The organism is Paenibacillus sp. VMFN-D1 (genome assembly GCF_003386155.1).
Lineage (GTDB): Bacteria > Bacillota > Bacilli > Paenibacillales > Paenibacillaceae > Paenibacillus_AQ > Paenibacillus_AQ favisporus.
Map to the genome: position 1 here is coordinate 1,108,040 of NZ_QRDU01000002.1, position 16,032 is coordinate 1,124,071.

At 37.0% G+C, this 16,032-nt stretch carries 12 protein-coding genes and 1 pseudogene; 8 read left to right on the forward strand and 5 right to left on the reverse strand.

Annotated elements, in window-relative coordinates; translation table 11 throughout:
• Nucleotides 1–2: 2 nt before the first annotated feature.
• The 3 genes from C7820_RS20550 to C7820_RS20555 form a co-directional block, all read right to left on the reverse strand.
• Nucleotides 3–1,004 carry a ketoacyl-ACP synthase III gene (locus C7820_RS20550; RefSeq protein WP_116232561.1) on the reverse strand — a complete coding sequence of 334 codons (1,002 nt, stop codon included), beginning with the start codon at nt 1,002–1,004 and terminating at the stop codon, nt 3–5.
• A gap of 294 nt (nt 1,005–1,298) precedes the next feature.
• A complete protein-coding gene (locus tag C7820_RS33325; RefSeq protein WP_147306288.1) occupies nt 1,299–1,493 on the reverse strand; it encodes a hypothetical protein in 195 nt (64 codons plus the stop codon).
• 142 nt (nt 1,494–1,635) lie between these two features.
• Nucleotides 1,636–2,109, reverse strand: a complete 474-nt coding sequence (locus tag C7820_RS20555) for a hypothetical protein (protein ID WP_116232562.1) — start codon at nt 2,107–2,109, stop codon at nt 1,636–1,638.
• 167 nt (nt 2,110–2,276) lie between these two features.
• On the opposite strand from C7820_RS20555, the gene C7820_RS20560 reads away from it, so the two are divergent.
• The 3 genes and pseudogenes from C7820_RS20560 to C7820_RS20565 all read left to right on the forward strand — a co-directional run bounded on the left by C7820_RS20560 (nt 2,277) and on the right by C7820_RS20565 (nt 7,382).
• Nucleotides 2,277–5,324: an SIR2 family NAD-dependent protein deacylase gene (locus C7820_RS20560; RefSeq protein WP_116232563.1), complete on the forward strand. Its 3,048-nt coding sequence runs from the start codon at nt 2,277–2,279 to the stop codon at nt 5,322–5,324.
• A gap of 504 nt (nt 5,325–5,828) precedes the next feature.
• Nucleotides 5,829–6,197, forward strand: a pseudogene (locus C7820_RS34115) (TniQ family protein); the annotation flags it as partial.
• Nucleotides 6,198–6,293: 96 nt separating this feature from the next.
• Nucleotides 6,294–7,382 carry a hypothetical protein gene (locus tag C7820_RS20565; RefSeq protein ID WP_258875315.1) on the forward strand — a complete coding sequence of 363 codons (1,089 nt, stop codon included), beginning with the start codon at nt 6,294–6,296 and terminating at the stop codon, nt 7,380–7,382.
• 31 nt (nt 7,383–7,413) lie between these two features.
• On the opposite strand, the gene C7820_RS20570 is transcribed toward C7820_RS20565, so the two are convergent.
• A complete protein-coding gene (locus C7820_RS20570) occupies nt 7,414–7,749 on the reverse strand; it encodes a helix-turn-helix domain-containing protein (RefSeq protein ID WP_094595766.1) in 336 nt (111 codons plus the stop codon).
• Nucleotides 7,750–7,884: 135 nt separating this feature from the next.
• On the opposite strand from C7820_RS20570, the gene C7820_RS20575 reads away from it, so the two are divergent.
• The 5 genes from C7820_RS20575 to C7820_RS20600 all read left to right on the forward strand — a co-directional run bounded on the left by C7820_RS20575 (nt 7,885) and on the right by C7820_RS20600 (nt 13,034).
• A complete protein-coding gene (locus tag C7820_RS20575; RefSeq protein ID WP_116232565.1) occupies nt 7,885–8,217 on the forward strand; it encodes a hypothetical protein in 333 nt (110 codons plus the stop codon).
• A 43-nt stretch (nt 8,218–8,260) separates the two neighbouring features.
• Nucleotides 8,261–8,455 carry a hypothetical protein gene (locus tag C7820_RS20580; protein ID WP_116232566.1) on the forward strand — a complete coding sequence of 65 codons (195 nt, stop codon included), beginning with the start codon at nt 8,261–8,263 and terminating at the stop codon, nt 8,453–8,455.
• Nucleotides 8,456–9,257: 802 nt separating this feature from the next.
• Entirely contained in the window at nt 9,258–9,896 is a 639-nt protein-coding gene (locus tag C7820_RS20590; protein WP_116232568.1) for a TnsA endonuclease N-terminal domain-containing protein, read from the forward strand.
• A 7-nt stretch (nt 9,897–9,903) separates the two neighbouring features.
• A complete protein-coding gene (locus C7820_RS20595; RefSeq protein WP_116232569.1) occupies nt 9,904–11,988 on the forward strand; it encodes a hypothetical protein in 2,085 nt (694 codons plus the stop codon).
• Nucleotides 11,988–13,034, forward strand: coding sequence for a TniB family NTP-binding protein (locus C7820_RS20600; protein WP_116232570.1), 1,047 nt, complete (start codon nt 11,988–11,990; stop codon nt 13,032–13,034). Before C7820_RS20595 ends, C7820_RS20600 begins: the two co-directional genes overlap by 1 nt.
• A gap of 129 nt (nt 13,035–13,163) precedes the next feature.
• On the opposite strand, the gene C7820_RS20605 is transcribed toward C7820_RS20600, so the two are convergent.
• Nucleotides 13,164–14,840, reverse strand: a complete 1,677-nt coding sequence (locus tag C7820_RS20605) for a TniQ family protein (RefSeq protein WP_116232571.1) — start codon at nt 14,838–14,840, stop codon at nt 13,164–13,166.
• Nucleotides 14,841–16,032: the final 1,192 nt, after the last annotated feature.

Here is a 16,032-nt window from a genome sequence, read left to right on the forward strand (position 1 = left end):
GATCAACCGCGGTCATCCAAATCCCATTTCAGGATCAGTCCGGCGTGGGTCAAGCCGCCGCCGAATCCGTACAGCAGCAGTGTATCTCCGTTCTGCAGCTTGCCTTCGTCCAGTCCAAGCTGGAGAGCCAACGGGATCGAAACCGAAGACGTGTTGCCGTAATACTCCATGCTAGTCAGTGTCTTCTCCACGGGGATGCCGGCTTTTTCGCAGATGGATTCGACCATGCGGAAATTGGCGCTGTGCGGAACGAACCAATTCACGTCCCCGGCCGTCATTCCCGCCTGCTCCAGCAAAGATTCTACGCCCTGAGGCACGGTGCGCGTCGCCCATTTGTAGACTTCCCGTCCGTTTTGGACCATTTTCTCGCTCGTTAGCAGATCCTCACCATTCATCGTTTTGGAAAGGTTCGTGCGATAGACGTGGATGCCGCCTTCGCCGTTCGTGCCCAGATGGGCCGCGATAAAGCTTGGGCGCTGCTCATCCTTCTCGACCAGAACGGCCGCGGCTCCATCGCCGAACAGGATGCAGGTCGACCGATCCGTATAATCCGTTACGCGGGACAGCGTCTCGGCCGCGACTACAAGGACCTTCCGGTGCAGACCGGATGTAATCAGGCCGTTGGCCATATGCAGCGCATAGGTGAAGCCAGCGCAGGTGGCGTTCAGGTCAAATGCCGCAGTGCTGGGGATGTGAAAGTACCCTTGAATTTGGCAGGCCACGCTCGGAAAAGCGTAATCCGGCGTCGTCGTCGACACGATGATGCAGTCCACGTCGGTCAAGTCCTGACCGTAACGGCTGACCAAGTCTTCCACGGCTTTATAAGCCATTGTGGAGGAGTATTCGTTCTCACCGGCAATCCGCCGCTCCCGCATACCGGTCCGCTGGACGATCCACTCGTCGCTCGTATCCACCATTTGCTCCAAATCCGCGTTCGTCAATTTTTTTTCTGGAACATAGCTGCCAATAGCCGTAATGCGGGCTGTCGATACTGAAAGGTTCATGATCAATCGCTCCTTTTTTTAAAAAAATGAGTTCTTTAGGGTGTGAGGGATGGGTGTATATTAGGAAATATAAAAACTAAGGCCATTTTTGTTGATATCAAGTATTAGTATCTGGTACTAATTATAGACGTGAATTGGGGAGAGGTCAATAGGGGGTGTGTGTTGTCATAATTAGTGATAATTTTTTCATAATTGATGAGAAATATTTTCACAATTAATGAGAAAATGAATAAATATACAATAATTTGCATATAAAAGTTATCAAAAAGACCGCCATTAGGCGGTCCCACTTAATCAATTCAGCTTTATTAAGCGTTCAACAATTTTGATTTCATTATAGGATATCCATAATGGACCATCGTCAGTGCGCACTTTTGCCCGATTCGGATTCCCTGATAATTGGGCCTTACCTTCTACTACTTCTCCTGTCTGTAATTTAATTCTAACTTTTTGAGCATAGGCAGCGGCAATTCTTAATTCTTCTATCAACTTTGGTCACCTCTAAACAAATAATTTCGACTATAGTATTTCGTGTTCCTTTGTTGCGTATATATTAATTTGCCGAGTAGTAGATTGAATACCTTTTATTTGTCAAATAAAAAAGAAGCCATACGGCTTTTTTTTATTAATATTAGTTTGCTCGCCCTAAATAGCCCTTTTGCTTTGCACTTGAGATGATACTAATTATTTTTTGAAGATCATCGCTTGCAATAAGTCTATCTCTATTAATTTTTGTTTGTTCTCTTAACTTTTCGATTTCTTGTTGTTGCTGCTCAATTTTTTCTTCTAATTCATTGATATAGTCCGAGATTTCTTTAATTAATTTATTGCTTGGTAATTCTTGTGTAATGGGTTCATTAGTTATTAATGTAGAATTTTCTTTCCCTTGGGGAATCATTTTCGGGTTGAGCTCCCTTATTGAGTTTTCATATTTCTTTTTAAGAGTGCTATTCCAACGAAAGCTGCATGCCGCTATTGTTCGACCTAATTCTACTGCAGCCACCTGAAAAGCATAGGTTTGTGTTCCTCCGTTTTTCATACAAGTTAAAACTAAATCTGTTAAAAGTTTATCGTCATCCACTGACCAGGTATTTTTTCTCTCCATTGTTATCACCTCAATACATAGTGTTGACAACCATGAAATGAATTAAACTGTTTGCCTGAAAATTATTTGGATCATTTTTAGGGATATATTGAAAAGTATGTTTGTTGGCACCATACCTTTTGACCTAAAAAAAGGTATAATGGATTAAAACATTCAGGAGGGATAATATGGAAGTTCCAGAAAGATTAATTTCTGCAATAAAATCCGGAAAAGTCGTTCTTTTTTTAGGTGCAGGTGCCAACTACCATGGAAAATTGAGCAATGGGGGAGCTATTCCGTTAGCGAACAGTCTTTCACGACTTCTTTGTAATAGATTTGATATTCCTGAATCCGACAACTTAACTGATGTGGCTGAGCTAATTGAAGCTACTTATTCGAGAAAAGAACTAAATAGGTATGTTGTCGAACTTTTAACGGGGGCTGTTGCTTCAAATGCATTTAATTTAATTAGTACTTTTAAATGGAACTCTATTTACACTACCAATTACGATCTTTTGGTAGAAAGTGCTTATAAAAAGCCACATGCAATACAGAATCTTAAGGTTTATCATACCTCAGATGAGTCTATAGATTTAGGTGAAAATGATGTTCCCTTGTATAAACTGCATGGTTGTATATCAAAAGCAGATTCAATTGAAGGTAAATTAATAATTACTCCAGATGATTATGCAGAGTTTAGAAAATATCGGGCACGTTTATTTAATAGATTAGCTGACCAGCTCTATGATAAACCATTTCTTTATCTAGGTTATGGTCGTCAGGATCCGAATTTTCGAACTATCTTAGCAGAAGTCCACGATCAAATGAGAGGAGATATACCTGAAGGGTTTGCATTATTTCCTGGAAAAACAGAACATCACGACAAGGTATGGAATGGTAAGAATGTTACTTTGCTTGATATTGATGTTGATGAATTCCTTGAGTACTTAAATAACGAATTGTCAGATCGAGACTATAGTCAAAAATTAGAGTTCAAATTTCCCATTTCTAAGCAATATGAAGCAATTACTCTAACCGACATACCTGAGATATTAACTTATTTTTCTTTACCTATCTACCAATATGGTGATAAATTAAATCCATTTAAATTTTATAAAGGTTCTGAAGCAAATTGGATTGATTTACATAATAAAGTAGATGCGGAAAGAGATTTATATAATGAAATTATGTTAGAACTTTTAGAGGATTCTATTTCAATTAATACTAATACTCAAGTAACAAGCTATTGCTTGATTGCAGAAGCGGGAGCAGGAAAATCGACACTCTTAAGAAGAATGGCTTTTGATTTATCTAATGATTTTGAACAATTAGTATTTTGGTATAAAGGTGAACGAAGAATTAATTTAGATATAATTCAAAAAATTTTCAAAGAGACAAATAAAAGGATTTTTATATTCGTAGACAGAGCTTCAAAATTCATTGGAAATTTAGATACAATTCGAAGAGATAGTAACGCGTTAAGTATACCTCTAACAATTGTAATGGCTGATAGGGCAAATGAATGGAATTATTATTCTAGCAGATCCTACACTTTTACAAACAGTTGGACCATGGGAAAATTATCTGATACAGAAATTGGGAAGATAATTAACAAACTTGAAGATTTTGACTGCTTAGGTAACCTTAAGGATCTTACAGAAGAACAAAGACTGGTAAAATTCAAAGAATACTCTGACAGACAATTATTAGTAGCTCTTCGTGAAGCAACAGAAGGAAAAGATTTTGATGAACTCATATTAGAGGAATATGAGAGTATACCGAATACTAATGCACAAAGAGCATACTTGCATATTTGTTGCTTACATGCATTTGGCAAAGGAATACGTACTAGTACCTTAGCGAGAAGTTTAGAAACGCCTCTCAGTAAATTATACGATTTCTTAGCTCCATTAGAAGGCTTGATTGATTTTAAAGATGATGTATATACTGCCCGCCATGCAATAGTATCACAAATCGTATTCTTTTCACTTCCTGAGTCTTTAAGAATTGATTTACTAACCCAATTGATTGAAAGACTTGATTTAGGCTTTCTATCCGACAAGCATATTTTTAGAAGTTTAATGAATAATGATGAGCTTATATATAATTTGGGAGATATTAATATTAGAAGAAGACTATTTGAGGCACTAAAGGAGGCTAATCCTAGTGATGCATATATTGAACAACATGAAGCGAGAATGGAGATTCGTTCAGTAAATGAGGGTGGATCTTTAGAGCGTGCCGAAAGGCTCCTTAAAAGTGCTTTAAAAGGTACACGTAATGCTCTTTCTGTAAGACATACAACTGGGACCTTATACAATAAACGAGCAAGTTTATCGAGTGGGTTTGAAAAGCGTGCTTACCTCTCTAAGGCAGTAAGTGAATTTGATGATTTGACTAAAAAATCATTCGATAATGATTACGCTTGGGTAAGCTTAATTGAGTCAAGGATTGATTTTAGTGCATGTCTAGAAAATAGAGAAGCTCAGTTATCTGAACTAGCACGTGCAGAAGCAGATTATCAAAGAGCTTTAGAAAGTTGCGGAACAACGGCTTTTCTATTAAGGGCTAAAGGCAAATTAGAAGCAGCTTTAGGACATGGGGAAGATGCGCGGGATTTCTTTATCCGTGCTATAAGTGGTGTAGCTCCACCAGCTGCATTATTTGCTAACTATATAAGATGGGAATTAAGGCATAAAAATATCGAAGCAGCTAGAAGTGCTTCGAGAAAAGCAATTGAATTATACAAATCTAATTCAGAGTTGCAAGTTTTAATGGCTAAATCACTTATTTTAGGTGAGGACTGGAATTTGTCAGATGTTGTCTCATTGTTGATAGATGCTCAACGAACCAGTGCAAATTACTATAAATTAGAAGCGCATTATTGGCATGGTGTAGCGCTGTGGGAGAGTGAACGTTTTACAGATGCCATGTCTCAATTTGAGATTTGTAGAGACATAGCTTCAAAATTAAATAGAGCTGATGTGAAAAATATTAGATATATATCTGGTATGAACAAGGGTATACCAAAAGAATATACTGGAAGCCTCGTTATGAATAGTCCTACAGCTGCTTGGATAATTTGTAATCCAGGTGCAGTTAAAGTTTATATACGACAAAAGGACATAATTAGTGGTTTTGATAGTATGAAAATAAGTATTGGCTTTAATAGGCTTGGTCCTATAGCAATTAACAGTAGAGAAATTTCTACTTTTTCGTTTGATGAAGTCGTATAAATACAGTAATTTGTTTGTTGAAATACTTATTTAGGAAATTTTACATTTAATGGTGGAATTAATTACTACGATAAAAAAGCAGACAAGTAGTCTGCTCAGAGTGTCGAGAAAGTCCAGAGGCTTTTCGACACTCTGTTTTTTATATGGGGAGACTCATCTCTTAAAACAAAAATGGATATAAAACGATCTAAGAACCCCATTTTTATAGCTAATAAGGCAATTTTAAACCCCCTGCAAAAAACAGGGGGTTTCTCGACAGCCTGAGCAGACAAGTAGTCTGCTTTTTATTTTATCTGATTGTTATTCTAATATAATTCATAATTAAAGTATCATCAAAAAAAGTATTAATAAATATAAATTCGTTAATAATTTTAAATGGATGTAAAGAAACATTTAAAAATCAATTACGCAGTTAGTGTGTCAGATATTGATGATGAAATTTTAATTATCGGGATGTTTAAGACCGGGCTTATATAAAAATCTTTCTTTGGGAGGATTAAGAAAATGTTTTTAATAAGACCCAATCCTTATAAAGACGAGAGCTTAACCGGTTATCTCCTTAGAACTAACTTCATAAATGGGTACCCCGAAAAAAATTATCTTCTTAAGATGATTCATGGAAATTTGAGAGAATTCCAGCGAAATATATATCATGAGGTGAGTATCGATCGCATCAGTAAACTGAGTGGGATAGATTCTAAAATACTCCATCAAATGACGGATAACTTATTCAAAGAACGAATGGACGAAAGTACATTCAATAAATTGGTCTTAAGAAATCGCATCCAATTTTGTCCTATGTGCTTTAAATCGGATACCATTTACCATCAAAAAGTGTGGAATTTAAGCGTGATTAATGTTTGTCTAGAGCATAGGATAGATCTAATTAAAACATGCCCCATCTGCAGCAACTCCATTAACTTGGTTTCCTATATAAAAGGAGAATGCTCTTACTGTAGAAATCTCCTCATGAAGGAAGTAACGGAAAACCTATATGAGGAATCAAGAAACTTTGCCAACCATCGATTGCTAGCAAATTTATTTATTGACTTTAAAACAATTGAATTATTCGGTAGAAGGTTGGAAATGGATCGTTTTATGACGTTAAGCCAGTATAGTTTATTTTTACTTCAAGGATCTAATGGCGTAATGAGAAATACCAGGCATAGTTCAGGGCTTGAGAACCAGAAACAAAATTTGGGTCATTGGTTGTCCAAAGTCATAGATATGTATAAGGATTTCCCAACAAATTTCGTATCGGCACTGAACCGATTCGATCATATTGCAGATCCAACAAGAAAAACAATAGTTAAAACTAAATTTGAGAAGATGCTCCAGGATGATTTTTATCAAAACATACGATCTGAATTTGTTAACTACTGGGCTCAAAAACAGGCATATCGAAAGACAACAGCATTAAAATTAGGACAAGACATATCCTCCAAAAATATATCAAAGTTTAAGGCATCCATCGTTATGGGGCTAAATATAACAACTGTAAACCAAATGGTAAGGATTGGACTTCTGAATGAGGTATCTTATCAATATAAGAAATGGCTGATCATTGACGAGGTAAATGAGTTAATCAAAAGATGTCATGGAGAATTTTCATCTAAAAAGTTATTTGATCGAATACCAATACGTGAAGCCATTGAAATGAAAGGGAAAAATGGGATTACCGTTCTGGGATATATATTGTTAATTCTTAATCAGGTTCTAACTCCAATTTCTCCCATCGGGGCGACTTCCATCCTTGATGTTACATTAGACAAAAGTGAACTGGAAACAGTGCTGAGTTACTTTGGAAAATTGGGGGAGTCTCTGCAATCTCAAGACGATGTAAGTCACGGTATAGCTACAATTACTCGCGAGGGGGTGAATTACGAAGGAAAAACCTTTGTCAGTCCAAAATTGGCGACAATGAAGTGTTTTAATCATGCCGAGATTCACGGCGAATGGAGTATCCCAATTCAGTATAGCCTAACTGAGCCTAATCAAATTTTACTGTATCATATGCATGGTCTAGAGGCAGCAGTTGCAAAAGAAGATACTGATTAAAGTTAAAAAGCACCTCGCAGGTGCTTTTTTATCAGAAAAATTCATCAAGAAATACTTTTACCTTCTTTAACTCACTTTTTTTAAATGACGATAACTCATCAATAATGATTTCAAGTAACTCATCTTTTTCGTTCACTTGGAGATTGTTGTGTGATGTGTAAGCAAACAATTCGATGATAGGAACATTTAAAGCATCAGCTATCTTTTGTAGATTCACTAATGTAATGTTTTTTTCCGCTCGTTCAACTCCACCGATATATGAAAAGTGAAAGCCGGCAATCTCTCCCAATTGTTCTTGAGATAATCCAGCTTGTTTCCTTAGATCCCTAACACGCCGTCCGACCTTTTTTAGTAATGCTGTTTCCATTGCTACACCTCTTCTTGTAAGTGTAAACAATGCCTCATCTCCAATACATGCCTGTTAACATATCATTTTTCGTTTTTGATCTATATAAGTATCAAAATGAAAATGGTGGAAATAATTAATTATGAGGTGATCAATATGGATAAGAAAGAGCCAACAATTTTACAAGGTTTGGCCACTGTTTCTAGTTGTGGATTAGAGTTCAATGGAAGGATTTATTCGAATGCCAATATGATTAGACATCAGTGGTTTGAGTTGGCTGCAGTACAGGGGTCCTGGCAGATTCCGATTTTTTACAATCCTGAAAAACCAGAGGAATTAATGTTATTTGACTTTATGACGGCTGAAGTTGCAACTAGCATAGAGACCAAAGAATGTGTCTGTGAAGAAATAAAGGCTACTTACTTTGAGGCCATTAATTCTTTAAAGGAAAGGATATCGAAAATTCGAGCTAATGACCAAACGCTGTAATGGAGTTTGTTATAACCTCGAAAATTTGAAAATAGGAGAAGTAATGACACATACTTTCAAGACCTATACTTTAGAACAGGCAGTTGGTTCATTAATAGCAGCTTTTGACAAGATTGGATATAGTGATCCATTGAATGTTGCTTCAATCATCTTTGAATTTGAGGATTTTTTGAAACAATTGTCCACAGAAGAAGCTGTAAATATATACACCCAACGCTGGATGAATGGTGGTAACTAATAAAGTTATAAGTGGGGTGTCCAATAATCATGGATGAGCTTAGGGGTGTACACAATCTGCATAAGCAATTGCTTGAGGTTTATGAAAGATGCCAATCGTCACAAAACCATTATCAACAAGATTTAGAATATTACTATCGGCAACTCAACTTTTTCTGTACTGATACCCTTCAAAGAATTTTCGTACTGAACCAATTAATCAATATTTATGAAAAGAGAAGGGGCTCTCAAATACAATGGTGCTCCGATCTCTTCAAAAGCAATAATCCAAGTAAACCATCTACATAAGAATTTGGTGAGCTTGCATTTGGAAAGTATTAAAAAGCATAAAATTAATACATGTTAAGTGAGGTTCAAAATCATGGTATTTGAAATTACTGATGAAATGAAGAGAAAAATCGGGAAATGGGATTCATGTAACTCAAGAGATGTGTCCGGGGCTAAATTTGCATATACTTTTATTCCGTCGGGATTAGGATTAATCATAAAGGTTGAATGTGATGTCTGTAAAAGGGTGCTTGACCTTACAGAAGATTGGATGAACTGATAACTTTTAAAGTGAGTCCAATTTTTAAAAAAAGAAGCCGAGAGTATTTTCAATCGCTCAGGGCTTCTTTTTTAAGCAGCTGTTCATGTTAACAATATATCTAAATAAACTTGGAATTATGCAGGTATGTTAGTTGTTTTGCATAGATATCATCTCAGGGCTTTTATATACAAATGGATGAAGATTTCTTTGAAGGTATATTTTCTATAATCATGAGAAAGATGAATATTATAGATATTAAATTCGGAGGTAGTTTATGTTTTTTCAACCGGCAAGGAAAATAAAGCCGAAAACTAAGGGATACCGAGGAAAAGAGCCATTTCTAACCACGGGTAAAATGGTCCCGTGGGAAAGCTTCTTAGAAAGGGATTACATTAGGTTGGCGGATTTCGATTTCGGTATCGAAGAAATATATGCTCAGCCTGTACGTATCACTTATCTCTATAACGGAAAAATAAGAGAACATTTTCCTGACTTTAAGGTGATAAACAACGAACACCAGGTCGTCATAGTTGAAGTTAAACCAATGAAATTTGTAGACCGCGAAGATAACCAAATTAAATTTTTGGCAGGTCTAGCATATTGCGAAGAAAGAGGCTGGAAGTATATTCAGATGACAGAAGATGACATACGGCCAGGATTCTTACAGCAAAACCTTGCTCTGTTACGGAGCATTGGAACTCAAGATATCCCTGATTCGATTTTAGATACAGTTTTATCTCGACTTGGAAAAGTGAACCGCAGTACCATATCCGAGTTGCGTGCTCATTGTTCGGATTTGTCCGAAGAGGAATATTATGGTTCCACCTACCAGCTGATATATTTTCAAGAGATTGATTGTGAGCTGATTCTACAGCCTGTTAGCCAGGATTCAATAATTCAGTATAAGGAGTGAGTATTCGATGTTTGCCACCTTACAATACGGCACTCGTTTTCGAATTGGAGACCAAGAATATGAAATTCGAAAGTTAAAGGAAGATGATGAATTCGAGGTTTATAACATGTCCTATGACACAATAGAATTGATTAGTCTTGAAGAGATAAAAATAGCTGTGAACGAGACAAAGACATCAAAAAGATTGATTTTCCACCAAGATAGTGATGATCCTCTAAAAATAACGGCTAAATGGGATTTGGATTTGTATACTTCTGAGGAAAAAAGCGAAAAGGATAAAAGATTCGAGATAATCAAGCCTTATATTTCGGGTTCGATAAAAAATGTAAAGAATTACATTGAAAATCTTCCCACTGAACTGCTTCCCAAATCAACAACTAAGCTTTCCTTAGCCACATTTTATCGTTGGATAAAGATGTATCGTAAACATGGAAATAAAATGTGCTTGACACCTCTTTCTACAGGCCCCAAAGATAGACGAATCTCAGAGGAAGTAATAGACAGACTTAGGGAATTTATAAAAGAGACAGATAAAAAAGCTGAAGCACAGACCATTAGGAACAAGTGGCTTCTCTATATTGATAGAGTGAAAAATGATAATCTGTTTCGTGATGAAAAAGGAAAAATTCCTTTGATGTCAGAATCCACTTTTCGAAGAATTTACAGGGAGATGCATAACCCGCGATCCAGAAATGTTCATATTCTGGGGATCGCCCAAGCAGATCTAGCTGAAAATGGTGTTCGCGGAGCCATTAATCCCGACAGGCCCCTTGAGTATGTCGAGCTTGACTGGACACCATTAGGTTTCATAACCGTAAACTTCGGAACAGGAGAGACGTTCAGACCAGTTATATTGTATGCAGTTGATAAATATTCAGACGAACCGCTGGCCTTCAGACCTATCTTTAAAGAACAGCCTAATGCCGGCGATTTGAAACAGCTTCTGCTACAAATCATGCTCCCCAAGACAGGTATTAGAGAATTGTTTCCATATGTTCAAAGTGAATGGTCAGGGTTTGGTGTACCAGAGAATATTATTCTGGACAATGCTTCAGTCAATGATTGTGAAGAATTAGCTGAAGTCTGCGGGGAGATCGGGATCGGACTCATTTACAACGAAAAGGGTTCTGGTCATCAAAAAGGCACTGTCGAGAATGGGTTAGGTAGTATGAACAAAACTTTCCATAGTTTACCTGGTACAACGTTTTCAAATCCTGAGGAACGTGGACAATACGATTCAAGCAAAAAGGCATGTGTAGATATGAATGGATTGTATCATATGCTCCATGTCTATTTTATTGATTTAGTTGCAAATAAATACAACAGAGGGGTGGGGGGGAAACCTGAAGAACTTTGGCATGAAGGATTGAGAAATGCTAAGGTTCAAAGACGTTTACCCCATCGAAGAGAAAATCTTGAGCTCTTGTTTGCAACCCAAACCGCCTACCGAGTTCTTGGTCGAAAGGGAATCGAGTTCAAGGGGGAGTTCTTTTATAGTGAAGAAGTAAATCAATTGCGTCTCAGAATCGAACGTGAAGGTAGAGATAGAAAAGTACGTATAAGGTATGGAAGCGACGTACGGAATATCTACGTATACGATGAATTTAACGACGAATATCTAAGGGCTAAATTAAAGCAAAGCTCGAGATTAAATAGATACAAGATAGATCAGAGATACCCGGTTCACGTTGAACACCTAGCGCATCTTTGCAATAAAAATAATAGTGAGGCTAACAATTTCCTGAAAGAGCAGGAGAATGTTACACATGGTCTCAAAGTACTTGAGTTGTTAGCCAGTGAAGGCAAGAAGGAGTACTCCCGAACAAAACGTCAAAGGAGAATGGAGGAAGCTCAAAAGACATCATTGGTGAGCGCTATAACTGGGTCTCGGGATACGAGTGCCAGAGTCCCTGATGATCCGAACATCATTATTGTCGAATCGGACCCTCAAACAGATAGCTCTGAATCAACAAAAGAAGCTTTTGACAGCAACCAATTGGATGCTGCTGAGATGTCGTCTGTTATCGCATCTGACGAAGTAGACCTTAAAAAAATTAACGCTAATTGGAGTACAGGAAGAAAGGAAAGATAATGGAAAAGTTTAAGAGGTTGAACGGGATCCGCCCCGATAGAGAAGAGATGAAACGCCGAAAGGAGCATGTGAAAAGTATCATTATCCACCATCCCAAATATAATGAGATTCTCGAACAACTTGAAGACATGTTGTATATGAGCGATGGGACAGTGTCTCCGGATCAACTCTTCATTTATGGGACAACTGGGGTAGGTAAAAGCACAGTAACCAAAGAGTTTACCAATCGTCATCCCTCAATTATAGTATCAGATTCTCATCGGACATATAAACATATTCCTGTTCTCCATGTCCGCGTACCCCCGAAAGCAACTAGAAAAGCGCTAGCATCCAAGATACTACATCAGATGGGTGACCCAATGTTTAATAAAGGGACAGAAGTCGAATTAACAGGTCGAATCCACCACTTCATAAGTGAACTTAAAATGAAGATGATTATATTGGATGAATTTCAACACTTAATAGATACGGACACAGATCACGTACTGGCGACAGCTGCGAACTGGGTAAAGACTTTTTCTGAAGAAAGCGCCATTCCCATTGTGTTATGTGGGATGCCCAATTCATTGAATATTTTTGTGAAAGAAGAACAGCTCGACCGGAGATATGCTTACAAAGAGCAGATGGAGGCCTTTAATTACGCGGAAGCAGATGAAATAGTCACTTTCCGAGCTTTCATCAATAAGGTTGAAGAGGAGCTGCCGTTTGCAGATGCTTCAAACCTTGCTGATCGAAAAATGGCGGATAAACTGTATTATATCTCTTTAGGAGTTCCCTTTTACATCATGAAATTGCTTGAGTTCGGTACCGAAGTTGCTCTAAAGGCCGGTGAAGACAAGATTACGGAAATGCATTTACAAATCGCATTAAGAAAGATAAAACAGGTATCTCGTCCATTCAGAGTAAATCCATTCAATATGGCAGGTTTCAATTTGGAGAAGGAGTTAAAAAAAGAGCATGCAGAAGAAAACAGGTTTAAGGCAAATCTTCTTGATGATAAACAACGAACTCGGAGAAAGGCAAAGGGTAAATTGTTAAGTTTTTGACCTTGTCCTCAACCAGCTCTTGAAGTGAAATCCCATTAGTATCTTGGGGAATGGCGGATTAGAATGTATGTACCACATAAATTTCCGCTTCCCCTTGATTATTGCTGAAAATTCATAAATTGAACACATTTATTTGTAGGTTCTAAAGACACCCCTTGTTCGCTCTGTTAGGCGTTTTTCTTTGTATTTAGATATTTCAATTAGAAAGGCTTGTTGAAGATCTTCTTTTTCGAACTGATATTGAAATAGCCCAATCTTAAAAGGATCTTTCCTACAAGGTTTTAACACGCCGGCCATTACTTTTTCAGCTATCTTGGCAAAGGTAGGATGGTAATGGCTAGACAATGGCCCGGTTACCGAATTAAATCCAACACCTGTAGTCGTACTCTTCTCTACAAGGTTGTTTTCAAAAGATAATAATAATTGATCGATACTGTTTCTATCAAAACGGTGCCATTTATGACCATCAAGAGTTGGACCTCTAACTATTTTAATTAACCCTTTATCAAGTAAATCAAAGACATGACGTGATTGTATTTTAGAAAATCCCAGTCGATCACAAACTTCTTTAGTTGAAAGACTTTCCTCTTGAAGTCTTATTAAAGATTCTACACTATCTTCTGTAACGACTATGAACTCTACTTTATTTTGATAAATTATGGTTCCTTCAAGAAAACCACTATGAATAAACTTTTTAATATTCTCACGTCGAAAGCCAAACTTGTTAATTACTTCGGTAGCCGATAAGTATTGCTTATTTATACTCGTATTTAATAGAACGCCTGGATTATACCTAGAAAGTAAATGAGGGTACTTTTCTGTAAGAAAATTCAATAGAGCTTTCTTAATAAAGTTATATTCTGGAGCTGTAAACTCATCTCTAAGCTTCTTAACGAACTCGCCAAATAACATTCGCCGTCCGCGTATTTTTTCATTAGATTTTAAAACATCTTTCGAGGGATTATGGTATTTTTGTTTAGATATAATATCTTCTAGAAAGTAGTTGAAGGAATTTGGCCAATTACTAAAAACGACTATTGAACGTAATAGAAGGTCATGAGTTAACGTATTGGATTCTTGTTCTACAAAACTTGGTCTTACGAACGACTTCTCATTTGGTGATACCCAAGCAATAAGTGAAAGAACAAATCCTATATTAGCAAGACTAAGATTTTTGAAATCCGAGCATAGATTAGAACAATAATCAGAAATGATCCCTAGCTTAAATTGAATAAGATTACTTAGCGTACTATCTATCTCAGTCAAACTATTTGGAGTGTTAAAAGCCATTTCGGCCCAAGTTGCAAAGCATTTGCTACATCCATCTAAGAGTTGGTCATTTAATTGGAAATTACTCTGACAAGCGGTACAACGGTCAATTAACATACTATTATGGAGTGGGCACGTCGTAATAGGCATTAGAAACCAAGAATTCCTAAGATAAGGTCTAGAGCACATACAATGTGGACAAATTTTTATGTAATTTTTATTAATTAAAAAAAACGGGAATTTTATATCATTTAATTCGAAATCAAATGTTACTGGTGAAGGGCCGGGGTGATGAATTAAAAAATTGCTCTTACCTATTACATCAGATCCAAGAAAAGTAGGGTTACATAATCGAACAGTATCATCCGCTGAAAGAGAGTTCAATCTAAATCGTTTTTGTTTTGTCACCATTCTTGACCGTATTCCGAGTTTCTCAAAAACATGAGTCGTTCCACAACGATTATCCTTGGATAGTCTAATGATGTAACTGAAAAAAGCTTCATCTTTTTTTGGATAAGGTACACTTAGAAATAACACTTACTTTCCGCTCCATTTCAAAATATTTATTGATTCCACTAAGAACATATTATACTGGGCATTTACACAAGCATAATGAGCTTTGGCGAACCGATGTTTAGCTGCACAGAGATATACGATTAAATAAAAGTGAAATAGTCATGTTTCCATGATAACAGTGCTAATGGCTCGATGGTAACATCTTAAAATTCAGATATTAAACAATCATAAAGAAACTTTTCTGATAAATGAGCAGTGTATTGTGTATTCATTTTTGCCAGATTTTTAATATGACATACATATGAAAGCAACGACAGATCCGTTGCTAAAGAGATAAAAGTTTATAGTGAAGATATCGATTTAGAAGGTTCCCACCTCGTTATCTAGGTATGGTGCGCAGCTGTGAATAAGAGCAGTGTTCCTTAGTTCCTTATATTTTGTGTAAACCAATAAAGGGGCCAGATTTAAGGTTGCCCTTTTTCGTCTCGGTATTAAATTCCCTTAACTCTCATGATGCAACGATAAGAAAAGCATTTTACCTTGTTCGGTTAAAGAATATTCCACTTTCTATCCCATCCTCCTCTAATTCCCTAAGTTGTAGCATCGATATCCCCTGTGTAATCCCTGGTATTAATCTTTAAAGTTCATGACCATTAAAAGAGGAACCATCTTTTATATCAAATAGATTTATATAAAGTTATAAGTTTAAGTATGATGACTAAAAGACATTGAGTTTTGCAATCGTTAATAGTTTTACTCAGATTCTAAACGGCACTTTCGCTTGGATGAAGGGAAAGACATACCTGGGAATGATTGGAAGGTGGAGCGTGCCTGTGGCCCAGACAAATATAGAAGCCTTGCCCAGTTTTGTCTGGGAGTATATATCCCGTTACACCGGTAGAGTTTGTAATTCAAGTATAAAAAGGACAGGGAACCCTATTAGATGGGGGATGAACGCCGTGGTGAGGTACGGTTAAATCAAGGTTTGCAGATCGACTTTCCAGTTACCCATCATCTTAGCGAAAAATAACATTAGCGGGCTGTTTGATGGAATGATTTCCTTCGCTTATTCACTATTCAAAAATCTGTATGATTTTGGAGTATAGATCTTATGCCTTGCTAGGAGCATGGCTTTACTTTTATAAAGCATATATAAAAAAACAGCCTTCTTACGGATAGGGATAATAGCTGTTATAGTTGGCCCGTAATGTTA